Source organism: Acinetobacter sp. V104_13 (assembly GCF_031798995.1).
Taxonomy (GTDB): domain Bacteria; phylum Pseudomonadota; class Gammaproteobacteria; order Pseudomonadales; family Moraxellaceae; genus Acinetobacter; species Acinetobacter pittii.
Window position 1 is genome coordinate 118,421 of the sequence record NZ_JAVQNP010000021.1, and the last position, 16,656, is coordinate 135,076.

Sequence of the window (16,656 nt, forward strand, 5' to 3'; positions counted from 1 at the left end):
CATATGTCGTTTTTGAGTATTTTTCTTACACAGCTTTAACGGCATTATAGCCCCACGGCACAGGGAAGCAGTCAGGATGACGCAAAAGGATAGGACGCCGTAGGAAGATAAAATAAACTTATGATAAGTTTATTTGCAAGGATGTGACATTGGACGTTGAAATGAGACCCGCATGATCAGGATGATTAAATGCGGGTTTTCTCTTTTCTGTCTCTTATTTTGCGCTAAGTTCTTTGTTCTTTTAGTTTTAACTTCTTCTTATTAAGCTCATTATTACCTTGTCTTATGACAATAACATGACATTTCTCTTTCGATTAATCATTAATTTTCATTTGTTTTAAAAGTATCGGTATAAAGTAGTGCTTAAAAGCATTTTGGGTTAGGCTGTGTGCTCTCTCTTTTTGACATGGTCCGATAAAATGTTAAAAATTTATGGAATTAAAAACTGTAACTCAATGAAAAAAGCATTCGATGCCTTACAGGCTAAAGGGCTTAACTATGATTTTCATGATTATAAAAAACAAGGCATTGATGCAGATACTTTAAAAATCTGGTTAAAAGAAATTGGACAAGATACCGTTCTTAACAAAAAAGGCACGACATGGCGCAAGCTTTCAGAAGAAGAACAAAACCGTGCTCTAAGCAGTGAAGATCACCTGATTGAAGCACTTATTGCTCAACCAAGTTTGATTAAAAGACCTGTTTTAAAAACTTCACAGGGTTTTATTGTGGGTTTCGATGAAACCACCTATCAAAATATTCAAGCCTAAAAAAACGAGCCATTTGGCTCGTTTTTTATTAAAACTTTTAGTTCGCGCGAATCCATGTTTGGTTACGACCAAGTGCAGAAACGCCAATATAACCACGTAATTTAAGCTTTTTGCCGCCATCGGTTAACTCACCTTTCAGTTTGTAAGTTTTACCTGATTTTGGGTCTAAAATCGTACCGTTTTCATAACTGTTACCACCTACATTTTTTAAATTATGTACAATGGTGACACCTTTAAGCGGTTTGTTTTTGTACGGACCTTCACATTTTGTACAAGCGTTTTCTTCACCTGGTGTCAAAATGTTCTGGATGGTTGCTGTTAAGGTTCCGTCCTTCTGTTCCGTAAATTTCACTACGGCTTTTGGCTTGTTGGTCTGATCATCAATCGTTTTCCATACCGTTCCATTGAGTGAATCAGCCGCATTGGCAAATGCAGCCATACCAATGAGTCCTAAAGCTAAAGCAATCTTTTTCATTTTTGTAATATCCTTGGGTCTTTCAAGATTTTCAGTATTCAGAAGTCGCAAAGATATTGCAATTTTTGAATGTGACTGTTTCGTGTAACCTTGTAATCTTGCAAAATAAAATTTACAAGAAAACAAGAAACTAGCATAAAAATGGATGCTATATGAATATATCAAATGTTTGGAAATATTATTTTACAGAAACTTTTCTTAAAACAACAATTCGCAAGCCAAGCCAGCTAAATTTGCCGACTACTGCCTTACGCCCTGTGCTGGATCAGATGTGTCGTGCTTTCCCACGACAAAAAAATGTATCCGTGCGCCCGATTCGACTAGCAGGTATTAAAGGTGAAGAAATCAAGCCGCAAGATTCTGCGACTCAACTAATTTTTCACATTCACGGCGGTGCTTTTTTCCTTGGTAGTGTCAAAACACATCATGCTTTTATGACGGATTTAGCTGCCCGTACTCAAATGCAGATTATCCATGTGGACTATCCGCTTGCACCTGAACATCCATACCCTGAGGCAACCGAAGCTCTATACGACATCTATCAGTCTTTAGTGGTCCAAGGCATCCAACCGAAAGATATTATTTTATCGGGTGACTCATGCGGGGCAAATTTAGCGCTAGCACTTTGCTTGCGTTTAAAAGAACAACCCGAACTCATGCCGAGTGGCCTAATTTTATTGTCTCCATTTTTGGATTTAACACTCACGAGTGAGTCTCTTCGGTTTAACAAAAAGCACGACGCCTTATTATCTATTGAAGCCCTACAAACAGGTACTCAGTACTATATAGGCAATCATATCGCAGCCGATGACCCACGTGTTTCACCTATTTTCGACGATTTACATGGTCTTCCACCAACTTTGGTTCAAGTGGGCTCTAAAGAAATATTATTAGACGATGCCAAGCGTTTTAGAGAAAAAGCTGAAGATGCTGGTGTTAACGTTCAATTCAAACTTTATACGGGCATGTGGCATAACTTCCAGATGTTTAATGCTTGGTTTGATGAAGCTAAACAAGCATTGGCAGATATTGCTGAATTTGCTCATGAGCTTGATAAAACTTAATTTACTGATAAATGATGTGAATAGTCCCAAAACTTTTCACATCATTTTCTTTATAAAAGACATCATGTATAAATTGAAAATCATGTTATGTTTAAAATATAAATTATTTAAACAATCCAATTTTAGGATGGTCTAACAAAGAGGCATCTATATTTAGGAGCCCTTATTTATTATGAAAAATCGTTTAATCACTCATCCAATACATAGAACAAAACAGGTGATAATCGATTTCATCCACAATAATCACATCATCAACTGGACGCCATTACAAAAAAGTGCACTGATGCTCACACTTGCTTGTGCAATGAACTTCAGTTGGATTTTATGGAAAGGCTATATTTTAATTACGCCAAGCGTTTGGCAATGGGCAAATCTGCCTTTAGTTGAATCACAAATCTTGCTCAATTTATTTACTTTATTTTTATTAGGCGCTTTGATAATCCCCTGTTATCGCTACAAAAATGATGAGTGGGCTCAAAAAGTTATTCCTTTCATTAGCGTGCAGTTCTTTGCACTTATGCTATGTCATGATGGATATTTAATTGGCAGTATCAGCCCTGCCACTATGGTTGGTTATGTGGGTACGATTGGGGTGGGTTTGGTGTTATTTGACCGTAAAATTGTTTATAGCGCCCTTGTACCTGCCACAATTATTTTAACTGTTTGTACATATTTAAGTATGACAGGTGCTTTAGCGTATGCACCTCTATTTAATTTTAGAGCCATGGATCATGCCCAAACCAATTCTTTCTGGTTAGGAAGTATGGCTTTTTTTATTATGCCGATTTTATTGGCTTGTTTTATTTTATTTGAAATATTACTCACCCAATGGCGTCAGCGAGAAACTTATATTCAACGTTTAAGCCAAATCGACCCATTAACTAATGTATTAAATAGACGTAGTTTAAACATGCATTTGGAGTCGCTACACCAACAACAATTTGATTATGCTGTGGTACTTCTTGATATCGATCATTTTAAAAAAATTAATGATATATACGGCCACCATCAAGGTGATCAAGTCTTAATTGAAATTGCTCAATGTCTTTCTGAGAATTTACGTAGCGAGGACATTATTGGTCGATTTGGTGGAGAAGAATTTATTTTACTACTCCCCCATACAGATATTATTCAAGCAGAAAAAATTGCTGAGCGTTGTCGCCAAGCCTTGCAAGAATTACCTGTTTTTACCGCTCAAAATAATCCTATACACATTAGTGCGAGTTTTGGAATAAGCAGTTCAGCTTTTGCACAAGATCCTTATCTGGTTATTCGGCAGGCTGACCAAGCACTCTATGCAGTAAAAGCTTCAGGACGTAATCAGGTACGTACATTTCATCAGACAGAAGCTATCGATACCTTATGATTCTTTGAATTTTGCCAAACTCGCAAGTTGCTGCAAAAGCTCTTGCTGACTAAAAGCGCCCGTTAAACGTAAAGCACGAATCTCTTTTTGCTCTGGACTTAAAAATAAATAGGTCGGTGGTCCTAAAATATTCCACTGTTTGAGTAGCGCTTCATGCGACTGATCATAATGGCTCAAATCAAGCTTAATTAAATAATAAGGTGCAAGAGCAGATTGAACCTCTGGTGTTTTTAAAATACGGTGCTCAATCGGTTGGCAGGCAACACACCAATCTGCGTAGATATCAACCACAATAGCTCGGTCATTAGGTGCTGCCGCTAAAATTTTCTCAAAGTCCGCTGCTGTAGTTGCAATATGCCACTCGGCCATATGATTAGAACTTTGCAAAGTTCGATTTTGAATGTGTTGATATTGGTTATAGGCTACAAAAGGGGTAACGATTAATAATAAAATCGCATAGAGCCACTGTAGCTGCCCTTTTTTCCAGAAAAACTGATAAACAGCATAGGCTATAAAAGCAAGGCCTAATACGAGGCTAAGCACTTGCATGCCCAAATCTGGTAGTAAAGGGCGAATAAAATAAAGACTTAACCCTAACATCAGAAAAGCAAAAATCACTTTAATCTGATGCATCCAGTCGCCCGCTTTAGGCAAGAATTTTGCCCCTAAAATACTTGCCAGTAACAATGGAATTCCCATTCCAAAACCTAGGCAGAATAAAAGCAAAGCACCTTGCCACTGATTTTGCGTTTGAGAAATAAATAATAAAGTTCCAGCGAGAGGTGCGGTCATACAAGGACCCACCAAAAGCGCAGAAACGACACCCATAACCCCAGCACCGACCAAAGTACCGCCTTGTTGCATTGACTGAATACGGTCAAGTCGGTTTAACCATGTCTGAGGTAAACGAAGCTCAAACAAACCAAATAAGTTCAGAGCAAAAACAATAAACAGCAAACTAAAAGCAATTAAAGTCGCTGGCTGTTGTAACCAGCGTTGGAAATTTAAGCCTGCCGAAGAAGCAATTAAACCCAAGCCTGCATAAACTAATGCCATGCTACACACAAAAGTAAGCGCAATGGTCCAAGCCTTTAAACCTTTATGTTCTCGAATAATCAGCGAAGTTAAAATAGGAAGCATCGGTAAAGAACATGGCGTAAATGCGAGCAACATACCTAAACCTAAAAATAATAAAACTCCATACCAAAGCGAGTGTTCAATTAACTTGGCTGACCAGATCTGATCTTGTGCAATTTGAGGTGTAGTCGTATCAGCTGCTGTCTCTGTACTCTGCTCTTTTTCTAAAGATTCTGAACTCGAGGAAGTGTCGGATTGTGTATTCGCTAAATCTAGTAATCTTTTTGGCGCTGTTCCTGCTTGGTTTTGCACACCCACCAAGCCATCTGCATCGGTTTGAAACTCAATGGTTTGAGGTGGATAACAAATACGGTCTTTGGCACAGCCCTGCCAAGTCACACTATAGTGCTCTGACGGCTTAGTCTTAATTTGGAAATTAACTTGATGGTAGTAAACCTGACTTTGCCCATAATTTTCATCATATTGGGCAACCGCTTTAGGTAACTTTAAAGTTAAAGGTTGAGTACCTTGTTGTACGGAAAATTTATGCTGATAAAGATAGTAATTTGGCTGAATCTGCCAAGACAAACTCGCAGTATGCGGCTCAGAAGATTCAACCGAAAATGAAAAAGCTTGTTCGGGTGAGAGTAGCTTATCTTGCGCAGAAACCAACTGGCTAAACACACAAACAGCAACTGCTAGAAAATAAAGAATTCCCTGATGAATAAGCTTTTTCATTAACATAAATTTAAATTGCTTCGATTAGAACAAGAATGCCACGCCTAAGCCACCGTTGTAGCTCTTATCTTGACCCTCTAAATCAACCCCGATACTTGCATCGAGCTGAGTACGATCATTTACAGCGTAGACTAAACCTGTCCCTAAACCATATTCGTAGTCTTGGCTTTCAGCTTTACGGTAAATAAACTCAGAATAACCTGACAGCTTACCTGCGATTTTATAATCAATCGTCGGGATTGCAGTTACTGCCCAGTTACTATTTTGTACTTCGTAGCGCATGGTAATTGATGTGCCTACTAAGTCATTATATTTATAAGCGACTGCTGAACTTAGGCTATAAATATCGTCATGTGCAGTAAATTCATCATTTCCAGTGGCAATGATCGCTTCAGCTAACACAGCCATTGATAAGTTTTCATCTTTTAGATCAATTGCTTTTTTCAAACCAATGCTGACATCACCAAAGCCTGAAGTGTCATGTTTTTTACCAGCCCGTTTGGTTTGAGTCCATGCTGGACCTTGCCAACCTAATTGTAATTCCAAGCCCTCGGCTAAACCGGTACGGAATAACATATCCTCATTTACAGTTACGGTCTTTTCTTTAACACCATCAACCGTTGACTCTGTATAAGTTGCACTTGGTAAGCCTTGTTCCCAAGCCAATTTACCAACTGGAGTAATCCCTGTTCCAAAGCCTGCACCTGGGCGGTCAAAAGAAAACTCCGCAGCGAAAGTACTTCCAGCAGCAACAGTGGTCAGAGCAAAAGTTAAAATTTGAAATGTTCTCATTCTATTATCCAATCAAGTAGTTAGTTCTTTTGACATTTTTGCCCCATGTTGGCGCAATAATTCTAATGTTTCACGCTCTTCTTGAAGCGCTTCTGACCAATCTATTTCATCAAAGTCACAATCAAAGAACAACTGACTGATTGAAGATAAAATAGTGAGTCCCTCTTCATCGCGTGTGTTTGGATCAACTTTTTCATTTAATAAACGTTGAACGGCTGGCGCACATGCCGAGCTTGCCGCATCCCATAAAGGTCCATAAAACTCTTCTGCATCCCAAAGGTGTACATTCGCTTTGGCTTGAATCAAAGCTTCGAGAATATCGAGGTAAACTTGTAATGATTGTTGCTTTTCTTCTTTTGATAGTGGTGTACCCGCTTCATAAGCTTCTGATACATCTTCCCACCATTTAAAAATTCCATCACAAATGATTGATACAGGTGGTCCTTGTTCCGGATCAATAAAGTTCGGATCAAGTCCTTCAGCAAGTAATTTTTGCACTTGCGCGAGTTCTAATTCTTCTATGGCTTTAATTAAAGCTTGCTGCTGGGTGGTTAACATGACCATCTCTCAAAAATATATTAGGGCTATTATGCCTAATCTCTTCTGAAGATTTTAGAGGTTGATTGCATCGCATTGCAAACCTAATGTTGTGAATAGTTTTATTTTCATCAAATATAAAAAAAGCCCCGAAGGGCTTTTTAGCATTTTAAATTAAACTTCATCATCAATGAATTCTGGTTGACCACCTCTCGGGTGTTCTTTTTTCTCAAAAGTATGTTCAAGGCTACGTTTTAATTTTTCAATCGCGCCATGAATCGAGGCGTCAATATTTCCTGCTTTATGATGTACTGCAACTGGTTTCAAACCTGAAGGACGCGCTTCAATCATACAGTGGATATCTTTGTCACCACCTTTGTCCCCATTTTCATCACTAAAATGAACCGAAAAATGCGTAATACGTTCGCTATGACGTTGGAATTCTTGAGTAAGTTCTGCACGTACATAAGTAATTAAACGTTCGCTGTTATGGATGTTTTTATCTGTGCGGATTTCAATATTCATAAATACCATCCTCTCTTTCTTACTGTGGATCTTTTCTATGCAAAACTTTTTTATGTTGGCATGTTTTAAGCATGCATGAACTGACTTCAATTGTACATTTTGATGGTGTAATGGTTTGTTATCTCCTGACTTAAACGTACTGCTTTTAATTTATTTTGAAGATCTTCATACCTTCAATATCAGTCCATCTATAAAAATATGCAAGCTGATTTTTTAAATTTTTATGAAAAATTGAACAAAAGGAGAGCAATCGTGTCCAAATCTTATCTATCTGGAGCAGAGCTTATTGAGCAAATCCAGAAGTCTCCTTATTCACGTGATTTAATCGGATATCACGGACAACCGCCACAAGTTAAATGGCCTAATAATGCCAAGGTTGCTGTGCAATTTGTTCTTAATTATGAAGAAGGTGGCGAAAAACATATAGAGCATGGCGATGATGGCTCAGAACAGTTTTTATCAGAGATTATTGGTGCCGCAAGTTACCCAGCTAAACATATGTCGATGGACTCTATGTACGAATATGGTTCACGTGCTGGATTTTGGCGCATTCATAATGAATTCCAAAAGCGCAAACTTCCAATGACCATTTTCGGAGTTGCAATGGCACTTGCCCGCAACCCTTATATTGTAGAAGCGATTAAGCAAGCTGATTATGATGTGGTTTCTCATGGTTACCGCTGGCTTCACTATCAAGATACCGATATTGAAGTTGAAAAACAGCATATGGAGCAGGCTTTAACTGTCTTAGAAAACTTGTTTGAAAATAAAGTGATAGGTTGGTACACCGGACGTGACAGCCCCAATACACGTCAGTTACTCGCAGAGTTTCCACAAATACAATATGACTCAGATTATTATGGTGATGACCTGCCTTTTTGGACAACGCTTACAGATGATACAGGTGCATCACGCCCTCATCTGATTATTCCTTACACTTTAGAATGTAACGACATGAAGTTCTGTTCACCGGGCGGCTTTAATAGTTCAGAACAGTTTTTTCAATATTTGAAAGATAGTTTCGATGTGTTGTATGCAGAGGGAGAAACCGCACCAAAAATGATGTCGATTGGAATGCATTGCCGCATTTTAGGGCGTCCGGGCCGTTTTAAAGCACTACAGAAATTTCTCGACTATATCCAAATGCACGATCGGGTCTGGATATGTCGTCGTCAGGATATTGCTGAACATTGGTATAAAAATCACATAACTAAATAATTGATTTTTAATTTTCAAAATCCTTAAACGAATTAAAACTCGCTATTGGCACTGTTATTGCTAAAACTCTATATCAAGACAACGAGTTTAGGAATAACAGTGTTTTTAGCCGAGTTTAATCAAGCCCCACCAGAACAACTCAAGACTTTGTTAAAAAACTGTGTCCACATTCAAGCATGGGCCGAAAAAATCATCTCAAATCGTCCCTATTCAACAAAAGCATCTCTTTTGGAATATGCAGAACAGTTAAGTCAAATGTGGTCATGGCAAGAGATACTGGCAGCATTAGCAACCCATCCAAAAATTGGTGAACGCCAAGCTAAAAAACAACTCAATGCAAAAGAGCAAGATTTTTCATCTAAAGAACAAGCTGGCATTTCTTTAGATGAACTAACACAACAAGCTCTGCTACAAGGCAACATGGATTATGAACAAAAGTTTGGCTTTATTTTTTTAATTAAAGCGGCAGGCCTCAGTAGCGATGAAATTTTAAAAAAGCTACATGAACGACTACAAAACGACTTGGCTATCGAAAAAACAATTGTACATGAGCAACTTGCAGCGATTGCTCTATTACGTCTATCTCAGGAAATACAAGCATGATCAGCACTCATATTTTAGATACGAATTTAGGTAAACCAGCTGCAGACGTAGAAGTGAAGTTGTTTCATGCAGCAACCCATGAGCTGATAGCGACAGCCACCACTAATCAAGATGGTCGAGTGAGTGATTTTGGAATAACAGACTTTGCAAAAGGTGCTTATCAGCTTGAATTTGAAATTGCTCCTTATTTTTCATCGCAGCAAATTAAGACTTTTTTCCCACGTGTTTGTATCCAATTTTTTATAGAAGACATCAATCAGCATTATCACATTCCATTACTGATCAGCCCATTTGCTTACTCCACCTATCGCGGTAGCTAACTCAATTATAAATAGGAGAAAAATATGAATCATCAGCAAAAAAATGCGATTTCTCCAGAGCATGAATATTTAGGAATTTCCAAAAGTTTTGCTTACGGCTTACAGCATGTGCTGACCATGTATGGTGGCATTGTAGCCCCGCCCTTGATTATTGGAACGGCAGCTGGCTTAAGCTCAGCACAAATCGGAATGTTAATTGCAGCGGCCCTATTTGTAGGTGGATTGGCAACTCTGATCCAAACCATCGGAACTAAATATCTAGGGGCAAAATTACCTCTCGTACAGGGTGTATCTTTTGCGGGTGTGGCCACCATGGTTGCGATTATCACTACAGGCGGTGGTTTACCTGCTGTCTACGGCGCGGTCATTGCCGCCTCTTTAATTGGGCTATGCCTTGCGCCTTACTTTTCAAAAATTATTCGGTTTTTCCCACCTGTTGTGACGGGATGCGTTATCACGATTATTGGTCTATCTTTGTTACCTGTTGCAATTCGCTGGATGATGGGTGGCAACAACAAAGCGCCCGACTGGGGTAGCGTAGAAAATATCTCTTTGGCACTGCTGACCTTAGGCATTGTGATTGTTCTAAATATGCTGCCGCAAGCAAGCATTCGACGTTTATCAATTTTGTTGGCTATTGTGGCTGGTACCACCCTCGCCTACTTCATGGGTTTTGGTGATTTTAGTCAGGTGAGTTCAGGCGCATGGCTCCAATTTCCACACTTATTTGCATTTGGTTTACCGACTTTCGAGCTAAGTGCAATTTTATCAATGCTAATCGTTACCTTAGTGATTATGACGGAAACCACAGCCGATATTATTGCTGTCGGAGACATTGTAGGAACTGAAGTCGATTCAAAACGTATCGCCAACGGTGTTCGTGCAGATATGTTCTCAAGTGCTTTTGCACCTATCTTTGGTTCTTTCATGCAAAGCGCTTTTGCCCAAAATGTTGGACTGGTTGCGATTACAGGCATCAAAAGCCGCTTTGTAGTCGCAGCAGGTGGTGTCATTCTGATTATTTTAGGTCTACTACCTATTATGGGTCGTTTGATTGCAGCGATTCCAATGCCCGTACTTGGTGGTGCAGGTTTGGTCTTGTTTGGGTCGGTTGCAGCGAGTGGAATTCGCACTTTGGCAAAAATAGATTATAACGATCAGAAAAATTTAATTATTGTCGCAACCGCTTTATCAGCTGGGATGATCCCAATTATTAACCATGAGTTTTATGCTCATTTCCCAGTTTGGGTACAAACTTTGTTCCATTCGGGCATTAGTTCAACTTGTCTCTTTGCTATCTTGTTGAATTTATTATTTAATCATCTACCTTCATTTCGTAGCTCGCGCACCCCACATTTAAGCCAAACAATAAACACAAGAAATACTCATTAAAGATTTAGTTTTTAGCGCCCCACTTCGGTGGGCTTTTTTTTAACCGTTGATCAAATTTGGCTTCATTTTTGCTTAAGACCCTGTATCCTTAGCGTGCTTTATTTGGGGGGAGATCATTTAAATGCAATTAAAGCAACTTGCGGCGACTTGTGCCTTGTTATCTGCAACTGCCATGGTTCAGGCAAAACCAATTTGGCAAGATTTTAGTGTGACTGGACTTTATGGTGAAAATTATGAAGTTGTAGATGACAAAGAAACCACGATTACTTTGGAATATGCAGCAAAAGTTAAATACGCTGATGTGTTTTTCTTTATGGACCGCATGCGTGGTGAAAATGACCACAAGAGTACTTACTTTGAGTTATCACCACGTCTAAGTTTAGGCGAAGTTTCTGGTAAAAAACTGTCGTATGGCCCAATCAAAGATGTACTCATTAGTACTACTTGGGAAGGTAACAGTGAAGACGGCAACAACTTCGACAACTTCCTTTATGGTTTTGCAGTTGATTTAGATATCCCATATTTCCAATATGCAAATTTAAACTTCTACCGTGCAAATAATGAGAACATTGACGACGATTATCAAATGACATTCGTTTATGGTATTCCATTTAAACTCGCATCTGAAGATTTCTTGGTTGATGGTTTCCTTGACTGGTCAACTGCTGAAGGCGACCATGCGAGCGAGTTGAACTGGACAACTCAGTGGAAATGGAATGTAGGTAAACATATTTCTCCTGATACACGCCTATACCTCGGTATCGAGCACTCAGTGTGGAATAATAAATTTGGTATTAAAGGTGCCGATGAAAATAACGTTAGTGCATTGGTTAAATACCACTTCTAAAATCTAGATTTAGAAGATAAACAGCAAGGAAAATTCCTTGCTGTTTTTGTTTTTAATCAAGTGGATTACCCACAATATTGCTAATAATTCCCTGCATAATATGTCCACCTTGTTCACGGCGTAATTCTTCATACCATGCTTGTGTAACAGCTTCATCTTTCATATGTGTCACATCACAACGTTTGCGTGCGCGAAGCACCAACTCATTAGCACGTTCATTGCGCTTGTTTTGATAGCGACGTAAAGCATCCTCTAGCCCCAAAGTATTAATTTGCAGAGAACGCGCTAAATAAATCGCATCTTCCATGGCTTGGCAGCCGCCTTGCCCAATATCAGGTGTCGTGCTATGTGCAGCGTCACCCAAAATCACTACACGACCTTTATAAAACTGTGTAAACGGTTCAATATCATGGATTTCTACCCGATTGGTTTTTTGCGGGTCTAAGCGTTCAATAAGCTGCTGTACGGGTTGGCACCAATCAACAAAATATTGTTTTAAAAGTTTTTTATATTCATCTCGATTATTATCTAACCCTGCTGGTAAAGGCACATCTAAAAAGAAATAGAACTTTCCATCTGCAACTGGCATTAGGGAGGCACGCTTGCCTTCACCCACATAAGTCGTCCATTGCTGGGCTGGAGCCAAATCTTCAGAGATCTCAACCAAACCGTTCCAGTTTACATACCCTGCGTAACGGCGCTGCACTTGCTGCCCCAATACATAGGTCCGTGTAAGTGAATGAGTGCCATCCGCCCCAATTAATAGATCGGCCTGCGTTGAGCTACCATCTGCAAAATGAACTTCTACAGAATCAGCTTTGTCTTCAAGGCTGACCATTTTTTTGCCTAGATAAATCTGATCACGACCAAATTCATCCATCAACATATTTTGTAAATCAGCACGTGCAACCGGATAAGGTCTTTGGCCCACTTCTTCAATTAATGGCAGTAAACTGAATTGTGTCATCACATCTCCAGTTAAACCGTCCACATAGGCCAAATCATCCATTTGTCCACCAAGTTTGGCGATTTTGTCAGTTAATCCCAGATAGTTCAGACATTTCACACCATTCGACCACAGCGAAATTGCCGCGCCGACAGGAAGAATTTTTTCAGTTTGCTCAAAAATGCGAACTTGGTGACCAAATTTCTTTAATGCAATGCCTGTGGTTAGACCTCCCATTCCTGCACCAATAATCACCACATTCATAACACTCTCCTATAGATATTCACCTATAGGGTGCTTATGCTAAAAACATGCCATCGTTCAAAATTTATTTAGCTTTTCCACAAAACTGGCATGCACCATGCTTATATATTTATGTATAAAACTCGACTTGGCACGCTCTGTGTTGGCGCAGTTTTAAATGAAAAATCATGTTTTTAACAAGAAATACGGATACTCCATTATGGCAACATTGCACGCTCCAGCTTTTGAACTTCCTGAGATTTTGAATACTAAAACCAATTTGGCAGATGCCCGAATTGGTGCACAAGTCATTGAGTGTTCAGATGATTTCTTTGCTGAAGCAAAACGTATGCTGCAATTTGATGCACCTATTTTTGTTGAAGATAAATTTGATGACAACGGCAAATGGATGGATGGATGGGAGACACGCCGTAAGCGTCACGCAGGTTATGATTGGTGTATCGTGAAGCTTGGTGTAAGCGGAAAAATCACTGCTCTTGATATTGATACCAGCTTTTTTACAGGAAATTATCCTGCATCTGCATCATTAGAAGCATGTTATGCACCAAATGGGGACCTATCAGGGGCAAAATGGGAGAATGTTTTAGAAAATACTGGACTCGGCCCAAGCCAACATCATATTTTTATGGTCAATAATGATGCACTTTTCACTCATATACGTCTCAACATTTTCCCAGATGGTGGTATTGCCCGTTTGCGTGTCTATGGAGATGTTCATATTCAGGTAACTGACAGCGAACAAACTCTCGATTTATTGGCTCTCGAAAATGGTGGCCGTGTAGTTGCCTATAGTGATGCTCATTTTGGACACCCGCGTAATTTGATTAACCCAGGTCGTGGCGTCAACATGGGCGATGGATGGGAAACCAAACGCCGCCGTGCACCGGGTTATGACTGGTGTATTCTTGCATTGGGTAAAAGCGGAAAAATTGAAAAGCTTGAAATTGATACAGCTCATTTTAAAGGGAACTTCCCTGCCCAAGTATCTATTCAGGCGGTTTACCTCGAAAATGCAACCGATGCACAGTTAATTCCTCAAAGTATGTTTTGGTCTTACTTACTAGAAGCCCAACCGATGCAAATGGATCATATTCATGAATATGTGAATGAGATTTTACAGCATGAAAAAATCTCGCATATTCGTATTAACATGATTCCAGATGGTGGTATTAGCCGTGTTCGTTTATGGGGAAAAATTGCCAAGTCATGATGATGAGTAATGTTCAAATTCAGCCTTTAACTATTGAAAACTTCCAGCCCTTCGGAGAGGTCATCTGTTGTGACGGGCATGATTTTTTTCATATTAATGATGCACACACCGAGCGCTACCATGCGCTCGTCGAAACTGAAATTGAAGGGGAAGCAAAGGCAGGAATCAGTATATTCCGAAATATTAAGGCCAGTGTGTTACCTCTGGAGATTTCAATGCTAGAGCGCCATCCGAAAGGCTCTCAAGCATTTATTCCATTACAGCAACAAAAGTTTTTAATTATCGTGGCACCCGCTTTGGACGGAAATACTCCTGATATTTCAAAACTATGTGCATTTGTTTCAAATGGGAAGCAAAGTATCAATTATCGGGCAGGCACTTGGCATCATCCTTTGCTTACCTTCGAGGCACCAAGTGATTTTGCAGTAGTGGATCGAATTGGTAACGGCGCAAATTGTGATGTTTTTCAATTTCCAGAAGCTATAAAAATTACTGTCTAAATTAAAATATACAAATCTGTCTATTTTAATTTAATGGTAGAAATCGTTGTGGTGATTTCCAACAATTTAGATTTACATAAAAAAATCCCCGCCAATTGAGCGGGGATTTTTTACGCCTTTTTAGACAGTGATATCAGCTAAGTTACCCTTCTGCTCAAGCCACTGCTTACGATCTGCCGAACGTTTTTTCGCAAGCAATTTGTCGAGTAAACCTGCCGTTAGATGCACATCATCTAGATCGAGCTGTACTAAACGACGTGTGTTCGGATCCATAGTCGTTTCACGCAATTGAATCGCATTCATCTCACCCAATCCTTTGAATCGGGTAATTTGCGGATTACGATTACCTTTAATATTTTTCAAAATTGTTTCAAGTTCATCATCATCAAGCGCGTAATGAACATCTTTACCAATGTCGATACGGAACAATGGTGGCATTGCCACATACAAATGTCCTTCTTCAACCAATGCTGGGAAGTGTTTAACGAATAAAGCACAAAGCAAAGTCGCAATGTGTAAACCGTCCGAGTCAGCATCGGCCAAAATACAGATTTTGCCATAACGCAGTTCTGATAAATCATCACTGCCTGGGTCCACACCAATCGCAATCGCAATGTCGTGAACCTCTTGAGAAGCCAATACTTCATCTGAAGAAACTTCCCATGTGTTTAAGATTTTTCCACGAATTGGCATGATGGCCTGAAAGTTTTTATCGCGTGCTTGCTTGGCACTACCGCCCGCAGAGTCACCCTCGACAATAAATAACTCACTGTCTTCACGTGTTTGACCAACACAGTCAGCCAATTTACCTGGCAATGCAGGGCCGGAAACAATTTTTTTACGCTCGACTTTCTTTGCTGCTTTTAAACGGCGACCTGCTTTAGAAATTGCCATTTCCGCCAGCTGCATGGCAATTTCAGCATGTTGGTTGAGCCAGAGCGCGAAAGCATCTTTAGCAATATTTAAAACAATATTGGATGCTTCACGACTCGAAAGGCGCTCTTTGGTTTGACCTGAAAACTGCGGTTCTTGGAACTTGAGCGACAAGATATAGTTCACACCATCCCAAACATCTTCCGCCGAAAGTTTGAGGTTTCGTGGTAGCAAATTACGCAATTCACAGAACTCGCGCAATGCTTCGGTAACCCCAGAGCGCAAACCGTTCACATGAGTACCGCCTTGTGCAGTTGGAATTAAGTTGACGTAACTTTCTTGAACCTGTTCACCACCTTCCACATTCCAACAAATCGCAAATTCACATGCCGCTCGGTCTGCCTGACCGCTGCTCACAAATGCAGGGTTTGGCAAAATTTCGCGGTCTTGCAATTCATCCATCAAATAATCGACGAGGCCATTTTCAAATTGCCATTCGATTTTTTCATCGTTAATTTGATCGATATAAATAATTTTTAAACCAGCCGCTAAAACAGCTTTGGCTTTTAAATTGTGTTTAAGTGCTTTTAAAGCAAATTTTGGACTATCAAAATATTTTGCTTCTGGCCAAAAATGTACCGTTGTACCTGTCGCACGTTTTGGTGCTTTACCCTCAAGAACAGCTAAAGGTGCTACTGGTTCACCTTGTTCGAATGCCATCTGGTATAGATTACCCTGACGTTGAACTTCGACCTCAACCCGTGTTGATAAAGCGTTTACAACTGAAATCCCCACACCATGCAAACCACCTGAAAACTGATAGTTATCGGTGCTGAATTTACCACCGGCATGGAGCTTGGTCAGAATGATTTCGATACCACTTTGTCCATATTCAGGATGAATATCGACCGGCATACCACGGCCATTATCTTCAACCGACAACGAACCATCTTTATAAACCGTGACACATATTTTGTCGGCATGACCAGCTAATGCTTCATCAACAGCATTATCAATAACTTCTTGGGCTAAATGGTTAGGTCGAGTCGTATCGGTATACATCCCTGGACGACGACGAACAGGGTCTAAACCGGAAAGAACTTCAAGCGATTGAGCCGTATATTGTGTCACGTTGTACG

General features: G+C 39.8%; 17 protein-coding genes. 10 read left to right on the forward strand and 7 right to left on the reverse strand.

The window, feature by feature from the left end; genetic code table 11:
- The first annotated feature begins 419 nt into the window (after positions 1-419).
- Positions 420-770 carry an arsenate reductase gene (locus RMB06_RS06490; RefSeq protein ID WP_060465096.1) on the forward strand — a complete coding sequence of 117 codons (351 nt, stop codon included), beginning with the start codon at positions 420-422 and terminating at the stop codon, positions 768-770.
- Between the two features lie 37 nt (positions 771-807).
- On the opposite strand, the gene RMB06_RS06495 is transcribed toward RMB06_RS06490, so the two are convergent.
- The gene (locus RMB06_RS06495; protein ID WP_002121971.1) at positions 808-1,245 is read right to left on the reverse strand and encodes a DUF2147 domain-containing protein; all 438 of its coding nucleotides are present in this window, start codon (positions 1,243-1,245) and stop codon (positions 808-810) included.
- Between the two features lie 152 nt (positions 1,246-1,397).
- On the opposite strand from RMB06_RS06495, the gene RMB06_RS06500 reads away from it, so the two are divergent.
- Both RMB06_RS06500 and RMB06_RS06505 read left to right on the forward strand, forming a co-directional pair.
- Positions 1,398-2,309 (forward strand): alpha/beta hydrolase, encoded by a 912-nt coding sequence (locus RMB06_RS06500; RefSeq protein ID WP_311078853.1) that lies wholly within the window; start codon positions 1,398-1,400, stop codon positions 2,307-2,309.
- Positions 2,310-2,481: 172 nt separating this feature from the next.
- Positions 2,482-3,675 carry a GGDEF domain-containing protein gene (locus RMB06_RS06505; RefSeq protein ID WP_311078854.1) on the forward strand — a complete coding sequence of 398 codons (1,194 nt, stop codon included), beginning with the start codon at positions 2,482-2,484 and terminating at the stop codon, positions 3,673-3,675.
- Here RMB06_RS06505 and dsbD read toward each other — a convergent pair.
- From dsbD to RMB06_RS06525, 4 genes are all read right to left on the reverse strand, one after another.
- On the reverse strand, positions 3,670-5,496 hold the full coding sequence (dsbD, locus tag RMB06_RS06510; protein ID WP_311078855.1) for a protein-disulfide reductase DsbD: 1,827 nt from the start codon (positions 5,494-5,496) through the stop codon (positions 3,670-3,672). The genes RMB06_RS06505 and dsbD overlap by 6 nt on opposite strands.
- An 18-nt stretch (positions 5,497-5,514) precedes the next feature.
- Entirely contained in the window at positions 5,515-6,282 is a 768-nt protein-coding gene (locus RMB06_RS06515) for a transporter (protein WP_086266276.1), read from the reverse strand.
- 12 nt (positions 6,283-6,294) lie between these two features.
- Entirely contained in the window at positions 6,295-6,840 is a 546-nt protein-coding gene (locus RMB06_RS06520) for an ankyrin repeat domain-containing protein (protein WP_005066773.1), read from the reverse strand.
- Between the two features lie 153 nt (positions 6,841-6,993).
- Positions 6,994-7,344 (reverse strand): HPF/RaiA family ribosome-associated protein, encoded by a 351-nt coding sequence (locus RMB06_RS06525; RefSeq protein ID WP_001019316.1) that lies wholly within the window; start codon positions 7,342-7,344, stop codon positions 6,994-6,996.
- 252 nt (positions 7,345-7,596) lie between these two features.
- Here RMB06_RS06525 and puuE point away from each other — a divergent pair, with 252 nt between their 5' ends.
- The 5 genes from puuE to RMB06_RS06550 all read left to right on the forward strand — a co-directional run bounded on the left by puuE (position 7,597) and on the right by RMB06_RS06550 (position 11,724).
- Positions 7,597-8,562: an allantoinase PuuE gene (gene puuE, locus RMB06_RS06530; RefSeq protein ID WP_311078856.1), complete on the forward strand. Its 966-nt coding sequence runs from the start codon at positions 7,597-7,599 to the stop codon at positions 8,560-8,562.
- A gap of 99 nt (positions 8,563-8,661) precedes the next feature.
- The gene (uraD, locus tag RMB06_RS06535; protein ID WP_014207943.1) at positions 8,662-9,165 is read left to right on the forward strand and encodes a 2-oxo-4-hydroxy-4-carboxy-5-ureidoimidazoline decarboxylase; all 504 of its coding nucleotides are present in this window, start codon (positions 8,662-8,664) and stop codon (positions 9,163-9,165) included.
- Entirely contained in the window at positions 9,162-9,485 is a 324-nt protein-coding gene (gene uraH / locus RMB06_RS06540; RefSeq protein ID WP_000626013.1) for a hydroxyisourate hydrolase, read from the forward strand. The genes uraD and uraH overlap by 4 nt, the downstream gene beginning before the upstream one ends.
- A gap of 24 nt (positions 9,486-9,509) precedes the next feature.
- A complete protein-coding gene (locus tag RMB06_RS06545) occupies positions 9,510-10,877 on the forward strand; it encodes a nucleobase:cation symporter-2 family protein (RefSeq protein WP_141314668.1) in 1,368 nt (455 codons plus the stop codon).
- 121 nt (positions 10,878-10,998) lie between these two features.
- Complete coding sequence (locus tag RMB06_RS06550) at positions 10,999-11,724, forward strand: outer membrane protein OmpK (protein ID WP_005066762.1); 726 nt, start codon at positions 10,999-11,001, stop codon at positions 11,722-11,724.
- A 52-nt stretch (positions 11,725-11,776) separates the two neighbouring features.
- On the opposite strand, the gene hpxO is transcribed toward RMB06_RS06550, so the two are convergent.
- Positions 11,777-12,934, reverse strand: a complete 1,158-nt coding sequence (gene hpxO / locus RMB06_RS06555) for an FAD-dependent urate hydroxylase HpxO (protein WP_057069017.1) — start codon at positions 12,932-12,934, stop codon at positions 11,777-11,779.
- A 199-nt stretch (positions 12,935-13,133) separates the two neighbouring features.
- Between hpxO and alc the strand changes: the two genes are divergently transcribed.
- On the forward strand, positions 13,134-14,144 hold the full coding sequence (alc, locus tag RMB06_RS06560) for an allantoicase (RefSeq protein ID WP_311078860.1): 1,011 nt from the start codon (positions 13,134-13,136) through the stop codon (positions 14,142-14,144).
- Entirely contained in the window at positions 14,141-14,644 is a 504-nt protein-coding gene (locus RMB06_RS06565) for an ureidoglycolate lyase (RefSeq protein WP_311078941.1), read from the forward strand. The genes alc and RMB06_RS06565 overlap by 4 nt, the downstream gene beginning before the upstream one ends.
- Before the next feature lie 120 nt (positions 14,645-14,764).
- Here RMB06_RS06565 and parE read toward each other — a convergent pair whose 3' ends face one another.
- Complete coding sequence (gene parE, locus RMB06_RS06570; RefSeq protein ID WP_002122026.1) at positions 14,765-16,648, reverse strand: DNA topoisomerase IV subunit B; 1,884 nt, start codon at positions 16,646-16,648, stop codon at positions 14,765-14,767.
- Positions 16,649-16,656: the final 8 nt, after the last annotated feature.